The sequence below is a fragment of the Saccharopolyspora rosea genome (genome assembly GCF_025643595.1).
GTDB classification, from domain to species: Bacteria; Actinomycetota; Actinomycetes; order Mycobacteriales; family Pseudonocardiaceae; genus Saccharopolyspora; species Saccharopolyspora rosea.
This window is the reverse complement of the sequence record NZ_CP102826.1, coordinates 1364521-1387080: the sequence shown is the minus strand read 5'-3', so window position 1 is coordinate 1387080 and position 22560 is coordinate 1364521. Positions and strand designations below refer to the sequence as shown.

Genomic DNA, 22560 nt, shown 5'->3' with positions numbered 1-22560 from the left:
CGCGCGGTCGAGTCTAGCTCGGCCGGGCGTCGGCGCGGGGATCAACCCCCTCGCGCAGCCGCTGCCCGGCGCGCGGTCCGGCGCCGATCCGGTCGAGGCCGAGCAGTGCGGCGCCGAGCACCGGGGGCGCCTCGACGAGCCGGATCCGCGCTCGCGGGGCCAGCGCCGCGCAGCGGGCGCGGACGGCGGGCAGCAGGCTCCGGCCGCCGCCGGTGAGCACTCCGCCGCCGAGGACGACGACGCCGGGGGTGTCGAGCATGTCGAGGCGGCGCAGGGTCACGGTGGCCAGCAGGCCGACCTCCTCCGCCAGCCGGTCGCACAGCGCCCGGGAGACCGGGTCGCCGCTCGCCGCCACCTCGAACAGCAGCGGGCACAGCTCGTGCACCGCGTCCGCCGGGAGCTCGCCGAAGTGCAGCGCCTCGACCACCTCGGCCGCGCGGCGCACGCCGAAGTGGTCCACGACGGCGGGCAGCAGGGCGGTCGGTGCGCCGCGGCCGTCCTCGGCGCGGACCGCCCACCACAGCACTTCGCGGCCGAGGAACGCGCCACCGCCCCAGTCCCCGGAGATCCGGCCGAGCGCGGGGAACCGGGAGACCCGGCCGTCCGCGGCGACGCCGACGCAGTTGATCCCGGCGCCGCAGACGACGGCGACGCCCACGCCGTCGTCGGTGCCGGCGCGCAGCAGCGCGAACGTGTCGTTGTCGACGGCGGCCGTCCCGGACCAGCCGCGCGCGGCCACCGCGGCGCGCAGCTCGCGCTCTTCGCGGGGCAGGTCGGCGCCCGCCAGGCAGGCGGCGGTGTGCCGGGCGAACGGCGGCTCGCCGGGTCGGCCGGCGCGGGCGGCGGCCTCCCGGGCGAGCGCGGCGACGGCGTCCAGGCACCCGCGCACGCCGACGTGCTGGGGCGAGGCGCCCGGCCCGCGCGCGGTGGCGAGCACGGTCCCGTCGTCGGCGACCAGCAGGACGTCGGTCTTGCTGTTGCCGCCGTCGACGGCGAGCACGGCGGGCGTCACCGCGCCCACGGCAGGAAGTCGGCGTTGCGGCGCACGAGTTCGTCGGCGAGCCGCTCGGCGAGCGCGTACCTGCCGACGAGCGGGTGCGCGAGCAGCGCGTCGGCGACGCGGTCGCGGCCGCCGCGCAGCGCGGCGTCCAGCGCCAGGTGTTCGTACGCGGCGACGTGGCCGATGAGTCCGGCCAGCGCGGGTTCGACGGGGCGCACCGGGAGCGGACGGGCGCCGCGTGAGTCCACTGTGGAGTTCACCTCGACCACGGCGTCGTCCGGCAGGAACGGCAGCGTCCCGGCGTTGCGCGCGTTGACCACGTGCTCCTCGGGTTCGCGCGACGTCAGCGCCCGCACCAGGTGGATCGCGGCCTCGGAGTAGTGGGCCCCGCCGCGCTGGGCGAGTTCGTCCGGTTTGGACACCGCGGACGGGTCCGCGTACCGGGCGAGCAGGGCTTGTTCCACCTCGGCGACCACGTCGGCCCGGGGCCGCGACCGCCGTTGCCGGGCGACGACTTCGTCGTGCTCGTAGAAGTACTTCAGGTAGTAGGACGGGATCGCGCCGAGGCGCCGCGCCAGCGCGGCCGGGAGGCCGACGTGCTCGGACAGTTCCGCGCCGTGCCGGTCGAGCAGTTCGGGCAGCACGTCGCGGCCGTCCACGCGCACCGCGCGTTCCCAGGTGAGGTGGTTGAGGCCGACGTGCTCGGTGCGGACGGACCGCGGCGGGCAGCCCAGCAGGGCCGCCACCCAGCGCCGGAAGGTGATCGCGACGTTGCACAACCCGACCGCCCGGTGCCCGTGCTCCAGCAGGGCGCGGGTGACGATCCCGACGGGGTTGGTGAAGTCGACGATCCAGGCGTCCGGGGCCCGTCGGCGCACCTGCTCGGCGACGTCGAGGACGACGGGAACCGTCCGCAGCGCCTTCGCCAGGCCGCCCGCGCCGGTCGTCTCCTGGCCGACGCAGCCGCAGTCCAGCGGGAACGTCTCGTCGCCGCGGCGGGCCCGCTGGCCGCCGACCCGCAGTTGGACCAGCACGGCCGCCGCGCCCTCGGCAGCGTCGGCGAGCCGGGGCGTGGTGCGCAGGCGGGCCGGATGCCCGGCGTGCCGCAGCAGGCGTCGGCAGAACTCGCCCACGACGCGCAGCCGTTCGGCGTCCGGGTCGACCAGCACCACCTCGTCGACGTCCGCCGCGAGCCCGTCGATGAGTTCGGGCGTGTAGGTGGATCCGCCGCCGACCACAGCCAGTTTCATCGTCACCCCTTGATGCCGGTGAACGTGATGCCGCGCACGAACGCGCGCTGCGCGAACAGGAAGAGCACGACGACCGGCAGGACGACCAGCGCGGTCGCGGCCATCGTCAGGTTCCACTCGACGTAGTGCGTGCCCCGGAACGACGCCAGCCCGACCGACAGCGTCCACCACCGCGGGTTCTCCCCGGCGTAGAGCAGCGGCCCGAAGAAGTCGTTCCAGGTGTAGAGGAAGCAGAACATCGCGGCGGCGGCGATGCCGGGGCGCGCCATCGGCACGACGACGCGCAGCAGCGCGCCCAGCTCCGAGCAGCCGTCCACCCGCGCAGCGTCCACATAGGACGTTGGAATGGTGAGGAAGAACTGCCGCAGCAGGAAGATGCTGAACGCATCGCCGAACAGGTACGGCAGGATCAGCGGCCACACCGTGCCGGTGAGGTCGAACCGCGTCCAGACGATGTACAGCGGCACCGCGGTGACCTGCGGCGGCAGCATCATCGCGGCGATCACCAGCACGAACGCCGCTCCCCTGCCCCGCCAGCGCAGCTTCGCCAGCGCGTAGGCGACCGGCACGCTGGACACCAGCATGAACGCCGTCGCCAGCACCGAGTACAGCAGGCTGTTGGCGAGGTAGGTCAGCATCGGGGCCTTGGCGAACACCGCGGCGAAGTTCGCCCACTGCCATCGGCGCGGCCACAGGTCCGCGGTGAGCGCCTGGTCGTCGGGCATGAACGCGGTGAGCACCACGAACACCAGCGGGAGCAGGAACATCACGCCCAGCGCGATGCCGGCGCTGTGCACCGCGACCCAGTACAGCCGCCCGTGCCGCATCAGCCCACCTCCTCGACGTTCGCGCCGCCGCGCATCCGGCGGATGAGCAGGACGGTGAAGCCGAGCGAGAACGCGAACAGCACGAGCGCCATGGCCGCCGCGTAGCCCATGTTGTAGTAGTGGAATCCCTGCTGGTAGAGCCACGCGGGGAAGGTCAGCGTCGCGTTGTCCGGGAATCCCAGGACCTTGCTGCTGCCGACGACCTCGGCCCGCCCGGACGCCACCGATCCGGCCACCACCGCCTGGGTGAAGTACTGCAGCGCGAAGATGACCGAGTTGACCACGCCGAACAGCAGCACCGGCGCGATCGACGGCAGCGTCACGTGCCGGAACCTGGCCAGCGGTCCCGCGCCGTCCAGCGCGGCCGATTCGTGCAGCTCGTGCGGCACGTCCAGCAGCGCGGCGAGCAGGATGATCACGAGTTCGCCGCTGCCCCACAGCGTCAGCAGGGTCAGCGCGGGTTTGGCCCACGCCGGGTCGGCGAACCACAGCGGGCCGTCGACGCCGACCAGTCGCAGCACCTGGTTCACCGGCCCGGTTCCCGGGTTGAACAGGAAGACGAACGCCAGCGTCGCGGCCACCGGGGGCGCGAGCGCGGGCAGGTAGCACAGCGCGCGCACCAGTCCGACGCCGCGCCGCACCCGCGCCAGCACCGATGCCACGCCCAGCGCGAACAGCACGCGCGAGGTGGTGAGCACGACGACCAGCCACACCGTGTTCCACGCCGCGACGCGCACCACGGGATCGCCGAACAGCAGGTAGGCGTAGTTGTCCAGCCCCGCCCACCGCGGCTCGCGCAGCAGGTCGTAGCGGGTGACCGAGAAGTACGCGGTGGCCAGCAGCGGGTAGGCGAAAAAGCAGCTGAACCCGACGATCCACGGCGCCATGAAGCCGAGGACCCGGAGTCCGCGCAGGGCGCGCCGCCGGACCACGGCTAACCGCCCACCCGCTTGGCCGCGTCGATCTGCTCGTCCAGTTCGCGCAGCCCCCTGCCGAGGTCGGGGACCCGTCCGGTCTGCCACCGCACCGCGAAGTCCTCCGCCGCTTTCAGGGACGCGTCGCCGTTGGGGCTCGGCGGGCTGGGCGTCAGCCGCGGGCTGTCGAACAGGTCGAGGAACGTCCGGTACTGCGGGGTGCGCGCGACCCGCGGGTCGCGCAGCGCGGCGGTGGTGGTCGGCACGTTCTCCAGGCCGTTGCCGAGCGCGACGAGCGCGTCGGTGTCGGTGCTCAGGTAGCGGACGAGTTCCCAGGCGGCGCCCGCGTTCTCGGCGCCGCGCGGGATGCCGATGACCGTGCCGGTGGCGAACCCGGTGCCGTACAGGTCGGGCCGGTCGTCGGCGACCGGGAAGGGCGCGGTGGCGTAGTGCAGCCGCGGCGCCTGGTCGGCGATGAAACCGGTCCGGTACTCGCCGTCCACGGCCATCGCGACCCGGCCGCGCTGGAAGGCGTTGTCCGCCGAGTACTGCTGGCCGAGTCCGGCGACGAACCGGGTCAGCCGGTCGGCGCCGTAGAAGTCGACGAGGTCGCGCTGCCAGCGGAACATCTCCCGCCACCCCGGGTCCCGGGCGAACGCCGACCGGCCCTGCGCGTCGGTCCACCGCGCGCCCCAGTGCGGCGCCCAGTTCCACGGGTGGTTGGCCTGCGTGGCCAGGAACGGCACGAACCCGGCGACGCGGATCGACCCGTCCGGGTTGAACTCGGTGAGCCGCTTGGCGGTCTCGGCGAGTTCGGACGTGGTGCGCGGCGGGTGGTCGATCCCGGCGCGGGCGAAGGCGTCGGTGTTGTAGTACAGCCCGTAGACGTCGGCGAGCATCGGCAGCGCGCACCGCTCGCCCCGGTACTGGGTGTACTCCAGGACGGCTCGCGGGAAGGCCCCGAGGTCGACCCGGTCGCGCCGCAGGTACGGCCCGAGGTCCTGCCACGCCCCGCTGTCGCAGAGCTCGCCGAGGTTGATCGGGTCCGCCGAGATCGCCACGTCCGGCGGGTTGCCGCCGCGGATCGCCTGGGTGATCTTGTCGTCGTCCTGGCTGCCCCGGCTCACCACGGTGATGTCCGGGTGCCGGGCGTGGAACTGGTCGAGCACGCGGTCCAGCACGCCGAGCTCCCGGTCGGTGAACGGGCTGGACACGGTGACGGTGACCTTCTCCCCCGGCGCGGGCGGCGGCTGCGGGCGCTCGTCCGGAGTTCCGGCGGTGCACGAGGAGACCGCCACGGCGACCGCGATCCCGGCCGCCCAGCCGCGCCACCCGGTCATCGCGCCACCTCCACCCGCCGCCCTGGAGGGACGCTAGTGACGCCGATCACTCGGAGTCAATGGTCTGAACCAGTGAACCGGCTATTCGGCCCCGGTCGCCGCGCGCAGCTCGGCGATGATCGCTGCGCGTGGTTCGCCCACCACCACGCACGCACGAACTCGCCCTCGACGGACTCGAACGCCTCGGGAAAGGCACGTTCGGCACTCATCGGCCCTCCCGGTCGCCGACCAACGAAAGCGGTGCGGCGATCGTAGGAGCGGCAGCGGTGCCGCGAGACCGGATCGCGCGAATCGGCGCCGCGACCCGGCCGCAGTGACCACAGTGGACGGATGCGCCCGCTCAGGTCCAGTGCGAGATGTCGTTGACCAGGCGGACCGAGGCGTTGCCGTCGGGGTAGAACTCCACTATGGACAGCGAAGCCAGGTCGAGGTGCAGGCGGTAGAACATCGTGGGGCCCACGTCCAGGCCGAGCCGCAGGATCGCCTTGATCGGCGTCACGTGGCTGACCACGACGACGGTGCGGCCCGCGTGGCGTTCCAGGAGTTCGCCGCTGGCCGCGGTGACGCGCTTGAACACCGCGTCGAGGCTCTCGCCGCCCGGCGGTTCCACGGTCGGGTCGCCGAGCCAGCGGCGGTGCAGGTCCGGATAGCGCTCGGAGGCTTCCCGGAAGGTCAGGCCCTCCCAGTCGCCGAAGTCGGTTTCCAGCAGCCCGTCGTGGAACGACACCTCGCCGCCGGTCGCCTCGGCCACCGCCTCGGCGGACTGGCGGGTGCGGGTCAGAGGAGAGGCGACGACCGGCGCCGGTCCGTCCTCGGTGACCACGCCGGGCATCGCCGCCAGGCGGCGGGCCGCCGCCGCGACCTGCCGCCTGCCGAGGTCGGTGAGTTCGACGTCGCCGCGCCCGGAATAGCGCCGGTCGACGGACATGGCCGTCTGCCCGTGGCGCAGCAGCAGCAGGCGCGTCGGGGCCCCTTCGGCGCCCAGCCACGCCCCGGCGCTGCTCGACGGGCGACCGCGCTCCGCCGGCGGCGGCTGCACGTCGGCGGACGCTCCGCCGTCGGCCGCGGCGTCCATCGCCTCGTTCGCGAGCCGGTCGGCGTGCGCGTTCTGCGCGCGCGGCACCCAGGTGAAGCGCACCAGTGCGAACCCGGCGACGAGCCGGGACGCCTCGGCCGCCAGCGGTTGCAGGTTGGCGTGCTTGACCCGCCAGCGCCCGCTCATCTGCTCGACGACCAGCTTGGAGTCCATCCGGACCTCGACCTCGGTGGCGCCGTGCTCGGCCGCCGCCTCCAGACCGCTGATCAGCCCCTGGTACTCGGCGACGTTGTTGGTCGTCACGCCCAGCGCGACGGACCGCTCGACGAGGACGTCGCCGGTCTCGGCGTCGCGGACCACCGCACCGGCCCCGGCGGGGCCCGGGTTGCCGCGCGACCCGCCGTCGGCCTCGACGACGACCCGGCGGCTCACCGGCCGGTCTCCCGGACCAGGATCGCGCCGCACTCCTCGCACCGGACCACGTCGTCGGCGGCGGCGTCGCGCAGTTCGGCCAGCGCCGTGCGGTCCAGCTCGATGCGGCACGCGCCGCAGCGGCTGCCCTGCAACGGCCCGGCGCCGATGCCGCGCTGCTGGCGGACCCGCTCGTAGAGCGCGGCCAGGCCCTCCGGCAGCGACTTGACGATGAGGTCGCGCTCGGCGCGCCGCCGGGACTCGGCGGTCTCCAGCTCCGCCAGGGCCGCGTCGCGCCGCGACCGGACCTCCGCCAGCCGCTCCTCGGCGGCGGTGACCGCCTCCTGCGACTTGGTCACGTTCGTCTCCGACGCCTCGCGCTGCTCCATGACCTCCAGCAGCTCCTCTTCGAGGATGCCCTGCCGGCGGGCCAGCGTCTGCAGCTCGTGCTCCAGGTCCTCCACCTGCTTGGCCGAGGCGCCCGAGGTCATCATCTCGCGGTCGCGCCGCTCCCGGGCGCGCACCTGCTCGATCTCGTTCTCCAGCCGCTTGTTCTCCCGGTCCAGGTCGCCGAACGCGGTCTGGGCGACCACCAGCTCGTCGCGCCGGGCCTGCACCTCGCGCTCGGCCTGCCCGATCTCCTCCAGCTCGGGCAGCGTCCGCCGGCGGTGGTTGACGCGGTTGAGATCCGCATCGGCCTCCGCGAGATCGAGCAGCCGTCGCTGAACGGCGGGGTCGGCTTTCACGCGAGCGCCCTCCCTGGGTCGGACGCCGCACCCGCGTGGACGGTCCACGGGTCGGTGCGGCGGGTGGAAACGAGAACTTCGACAGTATCCGGCAGCGCGGCGGCGACGACGTCGGCCGCCTGCTGGCACCAGGGCCACTCGCTGGCCCAGTGCGCCACGTCGACCAGCGCGGGCACCCGCGCGCCGGGCACGTCGGCGCGGGCGACGTGCTCGCCCGCCGGGTGGTGGCGCAGGTCGGCGGTGACGTAGGCGTCGACACCGGCCGCCGTCGCGGCCGCCAGGTACGAGTCTCCCGCACCACCGCACACGGCCGCGGTGCGAACCGGGCGGTCGGGGTCACCGGCTCCGCGCACGCCCCAGACCGTGGTGGGCAGGCCGTCGGCGACGCGGCGCACGAAGTCGCGGAACGGCTCCGGTTCGGGCAATTCGCCGATCCGGCCGAGCCCGGTGTCCGCGCCCTCGGCGTGCGGGACGAGCGGCCCGCGCACGGTGAGCCCGAGCGCGGCGGCCAACGCGTCGGAGACGCCCTGCACGGCGCTGTCGGCGTTGGTGTGCGCGCAGTACAGGCCGATGCCGGACCGGATGAGCCGGTGCACGACGCGGCCCTTCGGGTCGTCGGCGGGCACGCCGTGCACCCCGCGCAGCAGCAGCGGGTGGTGGGACACGAGCAGCTGCGCGCCGAAGTCGATCGCCTCGTCCACCGTGGCCTCGACCGGGTCGACGCAGAACAGCACCCGCTGCACCACCGACTCCGGGTCCCCGCAGACCAGTCCCACCGCGTCCCAGCTCTCCGCGAGCGCGGTCGGGTAGGCGCCCTCCAGCGCCGTGATCACGTCCTGGACGCGGACCGCCATCCGGTTCTCACCCCTGTCCCAGAAGATCCCGCAAAGCCTCCACCAGCACGGAATTCTGCTCCGCACCGCGCACCGCGACGCGCAGGTGGTCCGGCCCCAGCCCGGGGAAGGTGTCCCCGCGGCGGACCGCGATGCCGCGTTCCCGCAGCGCCGCCCGCACCTTCTCGCCGTCGTCGACCCGCAGCAGCAGGAACGGCGCCCGCGCGGGCTCGGCGACACCGACGCCGGGGACGGCGGCGAGATCGGCGGCCAGTGCCGCGCGGTGCGCGTCCAGCTCGGCCGCGGCGCGCTCCGACTCGGCCAGCGCCGACGGCTCGCAGCACGCCGCCACCGCCTCCAGCACCAGCGCGTTGACCGGCCAATGTGGACGGTGGCGGGACAACCGGTGCAGCAGGTCCGGTGCGCCCAGGGCGTACCCGGCGCGCAGGCCGGGCAGCCCCCACATCTTGGTCAGGCTGCGCAGCACCAGCAGGCCGGGTTCCCGCGTCGAGGCCAGCGACTCCGGTTCCGCGGGCACGGCGTCGGCGAACGCCTCGTCGACCACCACCACGCGGCCCGGCCGCAGCAGGCGGCGTACCTCCTCGGCCGGGTGCAGCACCGACGTCGGGTTGGTCGGGTTGCCCAGCACCACCAGATCGGCCTGCTCGGGCACCGCGTCGGCGCGCAGCCGGTAGCCGTCGTCGGCGTCCAGCAGCACCCGGGTCACCTCGACGTCGGCCGTGCGCAGCGCCAGTTCCGGTTCGGTGAACGACGGGTGCACCAGCGCGGCCAGCCGGGGACGCAGCGACGGCAGCAGCGCGAAGCCCTCCGCCGCTCCCGCCAGCGGCAGCACCTCGTCGGCTTCGCGGCCGTGCCGGGCGGCGGCGGCCGCGCGGGCCGCGCCCTCGTCGGCGGCCGACGGGTAGTGGCCGAGCCGGTCGAGCGCCCCGGCGAGCCGGTCCCGCAACCACGCCGGAGGCCGGTCCAGCCGCACGTTCACGGCGAAGTCGAGCAGGCCGGGCCCGGCGTCGACGTCCCCGTGGTGGCGCAGCAGCTCCCGATCTTCCCCGCTGGTCATCCCGGGCAGTCTAGGCGGGACGATCTCCGCTGCGCGCCCGCCCCTGGGCGGTGCCCGAACCGCCCGTATCCTCGGCGGACGTGCACATCTCGTTCATCTGCTCGGGCAACATCTGCCGGTCCCCGATGGCCGCGCTGGTCTTCGGCGAGCACCTGCGCCGCGCCGGGCTCGCCGACCGGGTGCGGGTGACCAGCGCCGGCACCGGACCGTGGCACGTCGGCGAACCGGCCGACCCGCGCACCGCGAAGGTGCTCGCCGAACACGGCTACCCCACCGAGCACACCGCTCGGCAGCTCGACGACGAGGACCTCGACGCCGATCTGCTGGTCGCGATGGACGCCGGACACCTGCGCGCGGTGCGGCGGCTCGTCGACGACCCGTCCCGGGTGCGGCTGCTGCGTTCCTTCGACCCCGCTGCCGAGGACGGTGCGGAGGTCCCGGATCCCTACTACGGCGGTGAACGCGGCTTCGACGACGTGCTCGACATGGTGGAGGCGGCGATGCCCGGGCTGCTCGACCGGGTCCGCGAGAACGGGTGATCCGATGAACGCGCAGGTCCGCGACGCGGTATCCGAGATCACCGGGCGCACCGCGACCGACGTCCGGCGGCTCGGCGGCGGCGACACCTCGGCGGCGTTCGCCGTCCACCTCGACGACGGCACCGACGTGTTCGTCAAGCGCGCCCCGGCGGGCATGCCGGGCGCGATCGCCGCCGAGGCGGCGTCGCTGGCCTGGCTCGCCGAGCCGGGCGCCGTCGCCGTCCCGGCCGTGCACGGGCACACCGCGGACTGGCTGGTCACCGAGCACGTCCCCGGGGCGCGCCCGAGCGCGCGGGCGGCCGAGGAGCTCGGCCGCGGCCTGGCCGCGCTGCACGTGGCGGGCGCCCCGGCGTTCGGCGCGCCACCTCCGGGCGGCCCCGCCGACGCCTGGATCGGGCTCGCGCCGATGCGCAACGAGCCGTGCGCCTCCTGGCCGGAGTTCTACGCCCGGTACCGCGTCGAGCCGTACCTGCGGCGGGCGGTGGACGAGGGGGCGCTCGGCGACGAGGCGCAGCTCATCTCACGGGTGTGTGACGAACTCGACTCGCTGTCCGGTCCGCCCGAACCGCCCGCTCGACTGCACGGCGACCTGTGGTCCGGGAACGTGCACTGGGCCGCACGAGACGACCCCGGCGCGCAGCGCCACCACGGGGGGCGGGCTTTCGTCATCGACCCGGCGGCGCACGGCGGTCACCGGGAGACCGACCTGGCCATGTTGCAGCTGTTCGGCTGCCCGCACCTGGACCGCGTTCTCGCTGCGTACGACGAGGTCAGCCCGCTGGCGGCGGGCTGGCGCGACCGGGTCGGGCTGCACCAGCTGTTCCCGCTGCTGGTGCACACCGTGCTGTTCGGCGGCGGCTACGGCGCGCAGGCCGTGGCGGCGGCCCGGTCGGCGCTGCGCGCCCGCTGACCGGTCACTCGCGCGGAGCGCTTACCGTGGGGGTGTGCGCCTGAAGTTCCTGCTGCGACCGGGATGGATCGGACTGATCGTGCTGGTCGTGGTGTTCTCGTCGCTGTGCTTCACGTTGCTGGCCCCCTGGCAGTTCCGCCGCAACGAGGAGAACCAGGCGCAGAACGACGCGATCATCCAGTCCTTCCACGCCGCGCCCCGGCCGCTCGCCGACGTGCTGCCCGGCGACAAGGCACCCGACCAGCGCACCGAGTGGTCCCGGGTCACCTTCCGCGGCCACTACCTGCCGCAGGCCGAGGTGCTGGGGTGGCAGCGCACGGTGCAGGGCGAGCCCGCGTTCGAGGTGCTGACCCCGTTCCGGCTCGACGACGGCACGTCGTTGCTGGTCGATCGGGGTTACGTCCGCCCGGTCAACGGCACCCGCGCACCCGCCTACGCCCCGCCGCCGCCCGGCGAGGTCACGCTGACCGCGCGGGTCCGCGCCGACGAGCAGGACAGCAAGCACCGCCCGCTGTTCGAGCACGACGGGCACCGCTGGGCGTACGCGGTCAACTCCCAGACCGTCGGTCAGGGCAGCGGCGTGGCGCTGCGGCCCGGCTACTTCGCGCTGGTCGACGGCCAGCCGGGCGTGCTGGAACCGCTGCCGCTGCCGCAGCTGGACTCCGGACCGTACTTCTCGTACGCGTTGCAGTGGATCGCGTTCGGCGTGATGGCGATCCTGGCGATCATCTACTTCGTGGTCACCGAGGTCCGCCCGCGGGAGCAGGAGAAGGCGGCGGAACCACCGGTCGCCCCCGACAAGCCCGCCGAGACGTCCGCCGAGCGCCCGCTGCCCCGACGCGCCGGACGACGCCGCCGCTCGGTGGCGGCGGCCATCGCCGAGGACGAGCGCCGCGAACGCGAGGAGCTGGAACAGCGGCAGTGACCGGTCCGGCGGACGGTCGGCTCAAGCGGTACCGGGCCACTCGCGTTCGACCGCCGCGACCGCGTCGCGCAGCGCGACGAATCCCCGGCGCGTGCAGCTGAGCACGAGTTCGTCGTTGCCCCGGAAGGTCAGAATGACCTCGTCGAACGCCTTGTCGTACTCGTGCGTGACGCGCACGCTCTCCGACAGCCCGACCACAGTCGCCGTTTCCACTCCATGCGCTCGGTACACCATCGACTCCCCTCCGGGACCTGCGCCCCGATCTCGGTAGAGTGCGGACAAGAACTCCATCTAAGCCTCTTGTTGAGGCTTAATCGGAAAGATAAGCCTCAAGAATGGTCTTGTCTGTGCCCTGCTTGGGTGGTCAGTGGGAGGAGGCGGTCGTGCGCGCAGGACGTCAGACGGTCGAACGTCGACAGCTCGGACTGACGTTGAAACGTCTCCGCGAACGGGCTGGCAAGACGCAGCAGGACGCGGCCCGTGCGCTCAAACGCGACGCGGCCCGCATCAGTCAGGTCGAGACGGCGAAGGGATCGTTCAGCGTCGAGGAGTTGACGGTCCTTCTGGACTTCTACAACGCTGATGCCGCCGAGCGGCAACTCGTGCTCGACCTCGGCAGACAAGCCCGCAAACGTCAGCGCGGCCGGGCCTACATCGACCAGCTGCCCCGCGCCTTCGAGCGCTTGGCCGACTTGCAGGCTGACGCCAAGCAGATCGGCTTCTACGAAACCGGGATCGTTCCCGGCCTGGCGCAGACGCGGGAGTACGTAACGGCGTTGATGCACGCTGGCGACGGCTACTGGTGGCCGCGCAGCAGCGCGGAAGTCGACCGGCGGGTCGAGTTCCGCCTGGAGCAGCAGCGCAGAGTCCTCGACTCCGACGACACCAAGCAGGTGGCGTTCGTACTGACCGAAACCGCCCTGCACCAGGTCGTGGGCGGCCGTAGTGTGCTGCGCGGGCAGATTCTCCATCTCCTGCAGCTCAACGAACGCTCAGACGTGGCCGTTCAGGTCATCCGAAGCGACGTGCCTGACAACCCGCTGCTGGGTGGCGGCCTGATCACACTCGACTTCGGTGCTTCCGCCCCGAGGATCGCCTTCACCACTTCACACGGCACCTCGACCTACCACGACCAAGAAGCCGACGTCTTTCCCATGTTCCGCGCCTTCGACCGAGTGCGAGACTCGGCACTGCCACCGGAGGAGACCAGCGATCTCCTTCTCGCCAAGCTGAAGGACATGACGTGACTGTCTACGACACGGGTTGGTTCAAGAGCAGCCGGAGCGCGGCGTCCAGTGACGCCTGCGTCGAGGTCCGGTTGACCGGAAACGGCGTGTTCGTGCGGGACTCGAAGGACCCCGACGGCGGGCGCATCGAGACGACCCACCGCGCCTGGCGCGCGTTCCTGCGCACCCTGGCGTGACCGCCGCGGCCGTCAGCCCCGCGAGCGGCGGCGGGCCCGGGTCAGCGCCGCGGCGGCGGCCAGCGCTCCGGTGAGGGTGCCGATGACGCGGGACAGCTCGACGCTGCGGCGGACGTCGCCGGCGTCGGCGGTGCGGCCTTCGCCGAGCACCGGCCGTTCCTCCGCCACGTGGCCGTAGACGGTGCGGCCGCCCAGCCGGATCCGCAGCGCCCCGGCGAACGCCGCCTCGATCTGGCCCGCGTTCGGGCTCGGGTGCGCCGAGGCGTCCTGCCGCCAGGTGCGCCACGCGCCGCCCGCGGAGCCGCCGACGACCGGGGCGCACGCCGCGGTCAGCACGGCGGCCAGCCGCGCCGGGGCGAGGTTGAGCACGTCGTCGAGGCGGGCGGCGGCCCAGCCGAAGTTGCGGTAGCGGGGGGAGCGGTGGCCGACCATCGCGTCGAGCGTGTTGGCCGCGCGGTAGCCGAGCAGGCCCGGGATCCCCGCGACGGCGCCCCACACCAACGGGGCGACCACGGCGTCGGAGGTGTTCTCGGCGACCGACTCGACGGTGGCGCGGGCCAGGCCCTGCTCGTCGAGCGCGGTCGAGTCGCGGCCGCAGAGGTTGCGCAGCCGGTCGCGGGCCGCGTCGACCTCCCCCGCGTCGAGCAGCCGGGCCATCGCGGTGCCCTCGTCGGCCAGCGAGGAGCCGCCCAGCACCGCCCAGGTGGCCAGCGCGGTCACCGCGGCCTCCGGCACCGGTCCGCGGCGGGCGATCCGCTGGGCGAGGACGCCGACGCCGACCGCGCCGCCGACCAGCAGTCCGGTGTAGGCGACTCCGGCGGCCCGGCCGTCGCGGTGCAGCAGGCGTTCCGCGGCCTGCGCGACCCGGCCGAACACGGCGACCGGATGTCCCCGCTCGGGGTCCCCCAGGGCCGCGTCCGCGGCCACGCCGAGTAGCAGTCCGACCGCCCGTCCCGCGCTCACCTCAGCAGACCCTCCCCCACAAGCGTGACCACCGGGCCAGCACGTTACCGGTGGGGCCGCTGTGACCGGTCACCGGCCGCCAGGTGACCGGCCGTGTCCGGCCGACCGGTTATCGTGGCGGACCGTGACGGCCCCTGACCACGACGCCGACGTGCTGCGCGCGGGTGTGGCGGGAACCCCCGCCGCGGACGCGCCGGCCGGGCAGGCTCCCGAACAGACCCGCGACGGCGCGCGTCGCCTGCACCTGTTCGCCTACCTGCAGGCCCCCGAGCACCGCACGTACCTGGCGATCATGCGGCTGTTCACCTCGACGCTGCTGGCGGACCTGTCCGCCGGGGAGGTCGCCGCGGCGCTGGCCGCCGCCGAGCGGGAGGGCCGGGTGGCGCCCGGCGAGTCCCATGTGGACACCGTGATCGACCGGCTCAAGCAGCTGGTGCGCTGGGGGAACCTGGTGGTCGGCCGCCGCGAGACGATCGCCGCCAGCATCGCGGAGTTCCAGCACGGCAGCGTCCGCTACCAGGTCAGCAAGCTCGCGGTGCGGGTGCAGCGGGACGTCGACGCGCTGCTCAACGTGCCCGAGGGGGCGCGCGAGGTGTCCCGCGAACTGCTGCCCGCGATCGACCGCGGGCTGAGCGGGATCGGCCAGCTGCTGTCGGCGGCGCTGTCGGCCGAACGCCGCGACCCGGACGGCAAGCCCGCCCGGCAGGCCCGGGAACGGCTGGCCGAGCAGGTGACCACGGTGTTCCTCCAGCACGCAGAACTGGCCGCCACGGTCCGCGACTTCTACGCCTACCTGGGCCAGGTGATGACCCGCCACCAGCTGGCGCCCGAGGAGATCTCCGGGTTCCGCAACCTGCTGGTCGAGTACATCCAGATGGTCGTCGAGGACGTGCTGCGGCACACCGGGACGATCGCGGCGTCGCTGGCCGGGCTGGCCGGGGCGCGCGGCGAGCTGCTGCGGCTGCTGGGGCCCGCCGACCAGCTGGGCACCGACGTGGAGCGGGCGCGCGGGCGCACCGCCGCGGACTGGCAGGAGCTCACCGACTGGTTCGTCGACTCCCCCGGCCGCCCCAGCCAGGTGGCCGCGCTGCGCGAGGCCACCGCCCGGGCCATCGGCTCGCTGCTGGCCAGCGTCAAGCGGGCCACCTCGGGCGGCGGCCTGGTGCCCGGCAGGCGCGGTGAGCTGCTCAGGCTCGCCAAGTGGTGCGACGAGGCCGACGAGGAGCAGGCGCACCGCCTGTACGCGGCGGCGTTCGGGCTGCACTCGTCCCGGCACCTGCTGCCCGCCCCGGACTACGACAGCGACAACGAACGCGTGCCGTGGCGGGACGGTCCGGTGCAGGACGTGGCGGTCAGCGTCCGCAGCCGCGGCGACCGGGGCGCCCGCGGCCGCACGTCCCGCGTGCTGGACGACCCGATGACCGAGGAGACGCTGCTGGCCGAGGCCCGCGAGGCCGACCAGCGGCGCGGCGCGGCGGTCGCCGAACTCGCCGCCGCGCGGCTGCCCGACCAGGAACTGTCCGGCGACGCGCTCAACGTGCTCTGCGAGCTGTTGACGCTGGCGATGGCGCAGCGGGAGGGCACCGAGGACACCGGATCGGCGTTGGACCCGGTGCACCGGCTGCGCGTCACGGTGCGCCACGAGCCCGGCCGGCGGACCTGCGTCCGCAGCGCGTCGGGCACCTTGACGTTGGAGGACACCGCGCTGGAGGTGGCCGGGGACGGCGAGATCCCCAGCGCCGAGCCGACCGGGACGGCCCGATGACCACGACCTTCGACGAACTCCCGGACATCGACGCGGCGAACGTGGTGCGCTGCGCGCGCGTGCTGCTGCGCCGCCCGCTGCTGCGCCCGGGCGGCCCGGACGGCGATCTGCTGCCGATGATCTACCGGCAGCGCGCGGTGCTGCAGGAGGTGTTCGCCTCGCTGCTCGGCTACCGGCTGGTGGTGGAGCGGCGGTTCGCGCGGCTGTACAAGTCGGGACCGGGTGCGGACGCCACCCGCGGCGAGCCGTCGCTGTCCCCGCGCGGCTACGCCTACCTGGCGCTCACGTTGGCCGCGCTGACCGGCATCGGCAGGCAGGTGCTGCTGTCCCGGCTGGTCAGCGACATCCGGGCGGCGGCGGTGGAGGCCGGCATCGAGGTCGTCGACGACCCGGCGGACCGGCGGGCGCTGACCGCCGCGCTGCGGCACCTGGTGGCGCTGGGCGTGATCACCGAGACCGAGGGGTCGGTCACCGGCGACGCCGAGGCGCTGATCACCATCGACACCGACCTGCTCGGCCAGCTCGTGGCGGGCCCGCTGGCGGAGGCCGAGAGCCCGCAGCAGCTGGTGGAGCAGGCCGCGGCCGCCGGTCCGCGCAACATCGAGCACGCGGTGCGGCGGCGGCTGGTCGAGGACCCCGTGGTCCTCTACGCCGACCTGCCCGCCGAGCAGGCGGACTGGCTGCGCCGCAACACCGCGAACGAGTCCCGGTTGCTGGAGCGGCACTTCGGCCTGGTGACCGAGAGCCGCGCCGAAGGCGTCGTGGCCAGCGATCCGGAGGACTACCTGACCGACGTGGCGTTCCCCGGGCCGGGCACGGTCGCGCGCATCGCGCTGCTCGCGCTGCCCGCGCTGCTGGCGCGCGGCGCCCCGGACGACGCCGGGAACCACCCGGTGACCTGGCAGGACCTCACCGAGGTCTGCGAGGAGCTGGTGGACTCCTACCCGGCGGCGTGGTCCCGGCAGGCCACCGAGGACCACCAGGACCTGGTCCGCTCGGTGATCGCGCTGCTGCGCCGGCTCGGCCTGCTGCGCCCGGACGGCGACCGGTGGTCGCTCGCCCCGGCCGCGCACCGCTGGCTGCCGCAGCCCGACGCCTCCCCGGCCCCCGGCCGGGAACCCGAGCCCCCCGCCCCGGAACCCCCGGGCTGGTCGCTGTTCGACGAGATGGAAGAGGACGGTCCACGGTGAGCCCAGAGACCACGCACGCGCTGCCGAACCGGTGGCGGTTGCACCGGGGCGGCATCGTCAACATCTGGCAGTACGCCGAGACGACGTTCGACCTCTCCGGCGGGCGGGCGATCTTCCAGGGCACCAACGGTTCCGGCAAGTCCCGCACGCTGGAGCTGCTGCTGCCGCTGTGCCTGGACGGCGACCTGCGCCAGCTGGGGTCCAAGGGCTTCGACACGGTCAGCATCCGGCGGTTGATGCTCGACGAGTACCCGGGCGGTCCGAACCGGATCGGCTACGCCTGGATCGAGCTGCGCCGGGACACCGCCGACGGCGGCGAGGAGTTCCTGACCTGCGGCATCGGCGTGAAGGCGTCGAAGACCTCGCAGTCGATCAGCGACTCGTGGCGGTTCGTCACCCGCCGCCGGGTCGGCATCGACCTGCAGCTGGTGGGGACCGACCGGGTGCCGCTGGGCGCGGCGCAGCTGCGCGAGCTGCTGGGCGCGGACTGCGTGCTCGACGACCACGCGTTCCGCGCGAAGATCGCCGCCACCGTCTACGGCATGCCGGCCGCCCGCTACGGTGACCTGCTGCACCTGCAGCGGACCCTGCGCAACCCGGACGTCGGGCTGAAGGTGCTGGAGGGCCAGCTCGAACAGATCCTGTCCGACGCGCTGCCGCCGCTGGACCCGGCGCTGATCGAACGGCTCGCCGGTTCCTTCGACGACCTGGAGTCGATCCGGGAGAACATCGTCCGGCTGACCGGCGCGGACAAGGCGTTGAGCGCGTTCCTGTCCACCTACTCCGGCTACGCGTTCGGGGTGCTGCGGGACCGCGGGGAGGCGATGCGCACCGCGCAGCAGAAGCTGCGGGCGCTGCGCGACGAGCTGGCCTCGCTGGACGAGCAGGTGGCGGGCAAGCGGGCCGACCGCGAGTCGGCGGAGGCCACCATCGCCGAGCTGGAACAGCGGGAAGCCGAGCTGGAGTCCAGCATCGACGCGCTGCGGTCCCACCCCGCCTACTCGGAACTGCAGAACCTCCGCGACCGGGAGCGGCTGGTCGAAAGCGCCCGCGCGGCGGCGATCTCGGCGCTGGACACCGCGAGCAAGCACCGCGCCCAGGAGCACCGGTCGGCCGACTCGGTGCTCGGTGTGCTGCGTCGCCTCGGCGGGGATGCCGAGGCCGCCGAAGCGGCCGCGACCCGCGCCGCGCGGCAGCTGTCGGCCGCCGGGCTGGACGCTTCGCTGGTGCCGCACCCGCCCGCGGTCCCGGCCGCGGAGACGCGCACCGAACCCGACCGGGTGCGCACCTCGCCGGAACCGGACGGTGACCTGCTCGACGTGCAACGCCACCTCGCTCCGCAGGTCGACGCGGACGGGCTCGCCGCCGAGCTGCGCGCGGCGGTGGACGGTGCCGAGCACGCCGCCAGCGAGGTCCGCCGGCGCGCCGCGCTGGCGCTCGCGTTGCACCAGCAGGCCCGGGAACTCGACGGTCAGCGCGAGAAGGTCGGCGAGCTGCAACGCCAGGCCCGGCAGGCGCAGTTGGCCGCGACCGAGGCGGCGGGCCGCCGCAACCAGGCGCAGCAGCGGCTCGCCGACGCGGCGTCCGCGTGGGTCGAGCGGGCCCGGACGTGGGCCGCCGACTGGCCGTCCACTGCGGAGGATCCGGCTCCGGAGCCGCCGTCGGCGGCGACGCTGACCGCGGACCGCTCGGTGGCCCGCGCGGCCCGCGAGGACGCGCGCCGCTGGGCGCGACCGCAGCTCCAGCAGGCCCGCCGCCAGGTGTCCGACGCCGAGCAGCGGATCGGCGAGCTGCGGGCGGATTCCCGTGCCCGCGAACAGGAACTCGCCGAGCTGCGCGCCGGTCGCGAACGCACCCCGGAACGCCCGTGGTGGGCCGAGGCCGAGCGGGACCCGGCACGCGGCCGCGCGTTCTACGAACTCGTCGACTTCCAGCCGTCGCTGTCCGAGGACGAGCGCGCCGGGCTGGAGGCGGCGCTGCAGGCCGGCGGCCTGCTCAACGCCTGGGTCGGCGCCGACGGCGCGGTGCACGGACCTCCCGAGCTGCGCGCCGCGCCCGGCAAACCGCTGTCCGGGACGACGCTGGCGGACCTGCTGCGCCCGGCGGCCGACGCGGACTGCCCGGTGTCCGCCCAGCACGTCGCCGACCTGCTGGCGTCGGTGTCCACCGACGGCGAAGGCGAGCTGGCGGTGTCGGTGACCGGCGAATGGCGGGCCGGGGTGCTGTCCGGTCGCTGGCACAAGGACGCCGCCGAGTTCGTCGGCGCCGGTGCCCGCGAGGCCGCGCGGTCCCGCCGGATCGCCGAGCTGGAGGAGGAACTGGCCGCGCTGCGCGAGCGGGCCGGTGCTGCCGAGCAGCGGCACCGCCAGGCCACCGAGCACGCCGCGGCGCTGGAACAGCACCTGGAGTCCTTCCCGGACGACGATGACCTGCTCACCGCGCACGCCACCCTCGCGGGCGCGGTGGACTCCGCCGAGGAAGCCGAGCAGCGGGCCGTCGAGCTGCGCGAGCAGCACGACGGCGCGGACCAGCGGTGGCAGGCCGCGCACGCCGAACTGGCGCGTTCCGCGGCGGAAGCCGACCTGCCCGCCGACACGCAGGCGCTCGACGCCGCGCACCGCGCCACGCTCGACGCGCGCTCGGCCATCGACGCGCTGCGCGAGGCGGTCGAGTCGCGCTGCCTGCCCGCGCTGGCGGACCTGCGCGACCTGTCGCTGCACCACGACGCGGCGGTGGCCGACCGGATGGAAGCCGAGACCCAGGCCGAACGCCGCTGCGCGGAGTACGCCGAGCAGGCGGCCGGGCTCGCCGAGCTCACCGAGGCCGTCGGCGGCGAGGCCCAGCAGGTCGCCGACAAGGTCTCCGAGCTGGAGCGCGAACGCGCCCGGCTGCGGGAGCAGCTGCCGCAGGCGCGGGAGAAGACCGGTTCGCTGCGCGAGGCGGCGGCGCGGCTGGAAACCCAGTTGGAGCACAAGCAGTCCCAGCTCGCGGGCCGCGAGCAGGACGCGACGACCGCGACCGAGTCGTTCCGCCGGGCGCTGCGGGTGCCGGGGCTGTGGGCGGCCGCCGACGTCGCCGAGTCCGTCCCGGACGACCTCGACGAGACGGCCGCGCTGCTCGCCGAGGCCGACCGCCGGGGGTCCTCGGAGGCGACGGTGCTCAACCGGCTGCAGGCCCTGCAGCACGCGCTGAGCGGCAACTACGACATCTCCGCGGCCGACCAGGACGGCCTGCTGACCGTCACGGTCACCGGCGAGGAGGGTCCGCAGCCGGTGGCCGAGGCGGCGCGGCGGGTCGGCGACCGGCTGGCCGAGCAGCGCGGCTACCTCAACGAGCGGTACCAGGCGATCTTCGCCGACTACCTGATCCGCGACCTCGCCGAGCGGCTGCGCGGTCAGATGGGCATCGCCGAGGACCTGTGCCACCGGATGAACGAGGTCCTCGACGGGGCCCGCTCCAGCCAGGGCGTGCACGTGCAGCTGGAGTGGCAGCCGTCGACGGCGCTGGGTGACGACATCAAGCAGGCCATCGAGCTGGTGCGCACCCCGTTCGCCGACCGCAGCGAGGACGAGGACGCCCTGCTGCGCCGGGTGTTCACCGACCTCATCGAGTCCGAACGGGACAGCGCCACCGGCGGTTACGCGGAGATCCTGGCCCGCGCGCTGGACTACCGGTCGTGGTTCACCTTCACCGTGCGGGTCCGCGACACCGGCCCGGACGGCAAGCCCCGGGTGCGGCGGCTGCGGCAGCTGTCGTCCGGCGAGACGCGGCTGATCTCGTACGTGACGCTGTTCGCCGCGGCGGCGGCGTTCTACGACGCGGTCAGCGCGGCGGCGGACGGTCGCGGACCGCTGCGGCTGGTGCTGCTGGACGAGGCGTTCGAGCGGCTCGACGACCCGACGATCGCGCGGATGCTCGGACTGCTGGTGGACCTGGACATGGACTGGCTGATCACCTGGCCGAGCGGCTGGGGCGTCTCGCCGAAGATCCCCAGGATGCACATCTACGACGTGTTGCGCCCGCGCAGCGGGCACGGCATCGCCTGCACCCACACGACCTGGGACGGCGTCGGGCTGGAACGGGGCGACGGCCGGTGAGCCGCGCCGAGGAGATCCGCGCGGCCTGCGACGTCGCCGCGCTGCACGGCCTGTGGGACAAGGCCCGGGAGGTCCGGGAGTCGCCGGACCGACCGGCGACGTTCCGCCTCGAACTGCCCGACGACGCGGCGCGCGCGGCCGTCGGCGACGTCTACGGCCGTCCGATGTGGGGCCAGGGCACCCGCATCAGCGTGTCCAAACTGGACGATGCGGTGCGCGCCCGGTTCGGCGTCGGCCTCGACGAGGTCCTGGCGATCGTGCACGGCCGCCCGGTGGCGGCCGGGACGTCCGCCGCACCGGAGCGGGGCGCGGATCCGCTGCGCTCGGCCCTCGCCGAACGCGGCCTGGCCGGGGCGCCGTGGGCCGGAGCCTGGGTCCGGTGGGTCCACCAGTACGGCCGGGTCGCCGAGGCGGAGCTGCCGGAGGTGGCTCGCGCGGCGGCCGAGATCCTGTCCGCTCTCGCGCTCGACGGCCCGCCCGCCGATTGGGTGCCGCGCGCCGAGCTGGCCGCCCGCGCGGGCGACGCGCACCTCCTCGACGCGGGCACGACGCTGAGCCGCCTCGTGCTCAAGGCGGCCGCCCTGGCCCACGACGTCGAGGCACCCGCCAACGAGCGGGCCCGGGCCGCGCTGTGGGAGCGCTGCGGCGTCGCCGGGGACGCGGTGTCGGCGACCGCGCTGTGCTGGGCGTTGCCGCTGGTGGGCGACGACCCGTGGTCGCGCGGCGTCGCCGGGCGCACCGCGCTGGGGTTGCCGGTGCACCTGTCCCTGCTCGACCTGCGGGCCGCCCCGGAACGCCTGGTCACCACCGGCACGCCGGTCGCGGTCTGCGAGAACCCGCGGGTCCTCGAAGCAGCTGTCGCCGAGGGCGTCCGCCACCCGCTGATCGCCGCGACGTCCCACCCGTCGGCGGCGGTGCACGCGCTGCTGCGCCGCCTGACGGCCGACGGCGCGGTGCTGCACTGCCACGCGGACTTCGACTGGTCCGGCATCGCGCTCGCGGATTCCCTGACCACCGCGCACGGCGCCCGGCCGTGGCGCATGTCGTCCGAGGACTACCGCGACGCCCTCGACCGGGCCGCGGCCGCCCGCACCGATCTGCCGCCGCTCGTCGGCACCCCGGCCGCCACCCCGTGGGATCCGGACCTCACCACCGTGATGGCCACCAACGCCCGCGCGCTGCCCGAGGAAACCCACCTGTCCGCGCTGCTGGCGGATCTCCGCGGGGACGGCTGACCGTCTTTCTTCGAAGAACTCGTTTTGCGAGGCGGTGCCAGCGGCGAGACCGCTCACCGAAAGAGAAAGCGGCTCCCG

The 22560-nt window shown here is 74.5% G+C and carries 20 protein-coding genes; 9 read left to right on the top strand and 11 right to left on the bottom strand.

Going from position 1 to position 22560, the window contains the following annotated elements; genetic code table 11:
• Positions 1 to 13 precede the first annotated feature (13 nt).
• The 9 genes from NV263_RS06860 to cobC all read right to left on the bottom strand — a co-directional run bounded on the left by NV263_RS06860 (position 14) and on the right by cobC (position 9435).
• Positions 14 to 1012, bottom strand: a complete 999-nt coding sequence (locus tag NV263_RS06860) for an N-acetylglucosamine kinase (RefSeq protein ID WP_263251718.1) — start codon at positions 1010 to 1012, stop codon at positions 14 to 16.
• Entirely contained in the window at positions 1009 to 2250 is a 1242-nt protein-coding gene (locus NV263_RS06855; protein ID WP_263251717.1) for a 6-phospho-beta-glucosidase, read from the bottom strand. The genes NV263_RS06860 and NV263_RS06855 overlap by 4 nt, the downstream gene beginning before the upstream one ends.
• Positions 2251 to 2252: 2 nt before the next feature.
• A complete protein-coding gene (locus NV263_RS06850) occupies positions 2253 to 3077 on the bottom strand; it encodes a carbohydrate ABC transporter permease (RefSeq protein ID WP_263251716.1) in 825 nt (274 codons plus the stop codon).
• Positions 3077 to 3964, bottom strand: a complete 888-nt coding sequence (locus NV263_RS06845) for a carbohydrate ABC transporter permease (RefSeq protein ID WP_263254091.1) — start codon at positions 3962 to 3964, stop codon at positions 3077 to 3079. Before NV263_RS06845 ends, NV263_RS06850 begins: the two co-directional genes overlap by 1 nt.
• A 47-nt stretch (positions 3965 to 4011) precedes the next feature.
• Positions 4012 to 5331, bottom strand: coding sequence for an extracellular solute-binding protein (locus tag NV263_RS06840; protein WP_263251715.1), 1320 nt, complete (start codon positions 5329 to 5331; stop codon positions 4012 to 4014).
• Positions 5332 to 5671: 340 nt separating this feature from the next.
• The gene (locus NV263_RS06835; RefSeq protein WP_263251714.1) at positions 5672 to 6799 is read right to left on the bottom strand and encodes a bifunctional RNase H/acid phosphatase; all 1128 of its coding nucleotides are present in this window, start codon (positions 6797 to 6799) and stop codon (positions 5672 to 5674) included.
• Entirely contained in the window at positions 6796 to 7524 is a 729-nt protein-coding gene (locus tag NV263_RS06830) for a zinc ribbon domain-containing protein (RefSeq protein ID WP_263251713.1), read from the bottom strand. The genes NV263_RS06835 and NV263_RS06830 overlap by 4 nt, the downstream gene beginning before the upstream one ends.
• Complete coding sequence (locus NV263_RS06825) at positions 7521 to 8378, bottom strand: Nif3-like dinuclear metal center hexameric protein (protein WP_263251712.1); 858 nt, start codon at positions 8376 to 8378, stop codon at positions 7521 to 7523. The genes NV263_RS06830 and NV263_RS06825 overlap by 4 nt, the downstream gene beginning before the upstream one ends.
• Before the next feature lie 7 nt (positions 8379 to 8385).
• Positions 8386 to 9435 (bottom strand): Rv2231c family pyridoxal phosphate-dependent protein CobC, encoded by a 1050-nt coding sequence (gene cobC, locus NV263_RS06820; protein ID WP_263251711.1) that lies wholly within the window; start codon positions 9433 to 9435, stop codon positions 8386 to 8388.
• Positions 9436 to 9515: 80 nt separating this feature from the next.
• On the opposite strand from cobC, the gene NV263_RS06815 reads away from it, so the two are divergent.
• From NV263_RS06815 to NV263_RS06805, 3 genes are read left to right on the top strand one after another with little or no spacing between them, the layout of a single operon-like run.
• Positions 9516 to 9974: a low molecular weight protein-tyrosine-phosphatase gene (locus NV263_RS06815; RefSeq protein ID WP_263251710.1), complete on the top strand. Its 459-nt coding sequence runs from the start codon at positions 9516 to 9518 to the stop codon at positions 9972 to 9974.
• Positions 9975 to 9978: 4 nt separating this feature from the next.
• Positions 9979 to 10884 (top strand): fructosamine kinase family protein, encoded by a 906-nt coding sequence (locus NV263_RS06810; protein ID WP_263251709.1) that lies wholly within the window; start codon positions 9979 to 9981, stop codon positions 10882 to 10884.
• Between the two features lie 34 nt (positions 10885 to 10918).
• Positions 10919 to 11809, top strand: coding sequence for an SURF1 family cytochrome oxidase biogenesis protein (locus NV263_RS06805; RefSeq protein WP_263251708.1), 891 nt, complete (start codon positions 10919 to 10921; stop codon positions 11807 to 11809).
• A 21-nt stretch (positions 11810 to 11830) separates the two neighbouring features.
• Here the strand turns inward: NV263_RS06805 and NV263_RS06800 are convergent, their stop codons facing one another.
• A complete protein-coding gene (locus NV263_RS06800; protein WP_263251707.1) occupies positions 11831 to 12043 on the bottom strand; it encodes a hypothetical protein in 213 nt (70 codons plus the stop codon).
• 149 nt (positions 12044 to 12192) lie between these two features.
• On the opposite strand from NV263_RS06800, the gene NV263_RS06795 reads away from it, so the two are divergent.
• Both NV263_RS06795 and NV263_RS06790 read left to right on the top strand, forming a co-directional pair.
• Entirely contained in the window at positions 12193 to 13056 is an 864-nt protein-coding gene (locus NV263_RS06795; protein WP_263251706.1) for a helix-turn-helix domain-containing protein, read from the top strand.
• Positions 13053 to 13232 carry a DUF397 domain-containing protein gene (locus tag NV263_RS06790; protein WP_263251705.1) on the top strand — a complete coding sequence of 60 codons (180 nt, stop codon included), beginning with the start codon at positions 13053 to 13055 and terminating at the stop codon, positions 13230 to 13232. The genes NV263_RS06795 and NV263_RS06790 overlap by 4 nt, the downstream gene beginning before the upstream one ends.
• A gap of 12 nt (positions 13233 to 13244) precedes the next feature.
• Here the strand turns inward: NV263_RS06790 and NV263_RS06785 are convergent, their stop codons facing one another.
• Positions 13245 to 14195: a cobalamin biosynthesis protein gene (locus NV263_RS06785; protein ID WP_263251704.1), complete on the bottom strand. Its 951-nt coding sequence runs from the start codon at positions 14193 to 14195 to the stop codon at positions 13245 to 13247.
• A gap of 124 nt (positions 14196 to 14319) precedes the next feature.
• On the opposite strand from NV263_RS06785, the gene NV263_RS06780 reads away from it, so the two are divergent.
• From NV263_RS06780 to NV263_RS06765, 4 genes are read left to right on the top strand one after another with little or no spacing between them, the layout of a single operon-like run.
• A complete protein-coding gene (locus NV263_RS06780) occupies positions 14320 to 15960 on the top strand; it encodes a DUF2397 domain-containing protein (RefSeq protein ID WP_263251703.1) in 1641 nt (546 codons plus the stop codon).
• On the top strand, positions 15957 to 17150 hold the full coding sequence (locus NV263_RS06775; protein ID WP_263251702.1) for a TIGR02678 family protein: 1194 nt from the start codon (positions 15957 to 15959) through the stop codon (positions 17148 to 17150). The genes NV263_RS06780 and NV263_RS06775 overlap by 4 nt, the downstream gene beginning before the upstream one ends.
• Positions 17147 to 21247 carry a TIGR02680 family protein gene (locus NV263_RS06770; protein WP_263251701.1) on the top strand — a complete coding sequence of 1367 codons (4101 nt, stop codon included), beginning with the start codon at positions 17147 to 17149 and terminating at the stop codon, positions 21245 to 21247. Before NV263_RS06775 ends, NV263_RS06770 begins: the two co-directional genes overlap by 4 nt.
• The gene (locus NV263_RS06765) at positions 21244 to 22482 is read left to right on the top strand and encodes a TIGR02679 family protein (RefSeq protein ID WP_263251700.1); all 1239 of its coding nucleotides are present in this window, start codon (positions 21244 to 21246) and stop codon (positions 22480 to 22482) included. Before NV263_RS06770 ends, NV263_RS06765 begins: the two co-directional genes overlap by 4 nt.
• Positions 22483 to 22560: the final 78 nt, after the last annotated feature.

Bases quoted from the DNA above. Each gene is read 5' to 3' on its own strand.
- NV263_RS06855 (WP_263251717.1), bottom strand. From the start codon at position 2,250: ATGAAACTGGCTGTGGTCGGCGGCGGATCCACCTACACGCCCGAACTC.
- NV263_RS06850 (WP_263251716.1), bottom strand. From the start codon at position 3,077: ATGCGGCACGGGCGGCTGTACTGGGTCGCGGTGCACAGCGCCGGCATC.
- NV263_RS06845 (WP_263254091.1), bottom strand. From the start codon at position 3,964: ATGGCGCCGTGGATCGTCGGGTTCAGCTGCTTTTTCGCCTACCCGCTG.
- NV263_RS06840 (WP_263251715.1), bottom strand. From the start codon at position 5,331: ATGACCGGGTGGCGCGGCTGGGCGGCCGGGATCGCGGTCGCCGTGGCG.
- NV263_RS06825 (WP_263251712.1), bottom strand. From the start codon at position 8,378: ATGGCGGTCCGCGTCCAGGACGTGATCACGGCGCTGGAGGGCGCCTAC.
- cobC (WP_263251711.1), bottom strand. From the start codon at position 9,435: ATGACCAGCGGGGAAGATCGGGAGCTGCTGCGCCACCACGGGGACGTC.
- NV263_RS06810 (WP_263251709.1), top strand. From the start codon at position 9,979: ATGAACGCGCAGGTCCGCGACGCGGTATCCGAGATCACCGGGCGCACC.
- NV263_RS06800 (WP_263251707.1), bottom strand. From the start codon at position 12,043: ATGGTGTACCGAGCGCATGGAGTGGAAACGGCGACTGTGGTCGGGCTG.
- NV263_RS06775 (WP_263251702.1), top strand. From the start codon at position 15,957: ATGACCACGACCTTCGACGAACTCCCGGACATCGACGCGGCGAACGTG.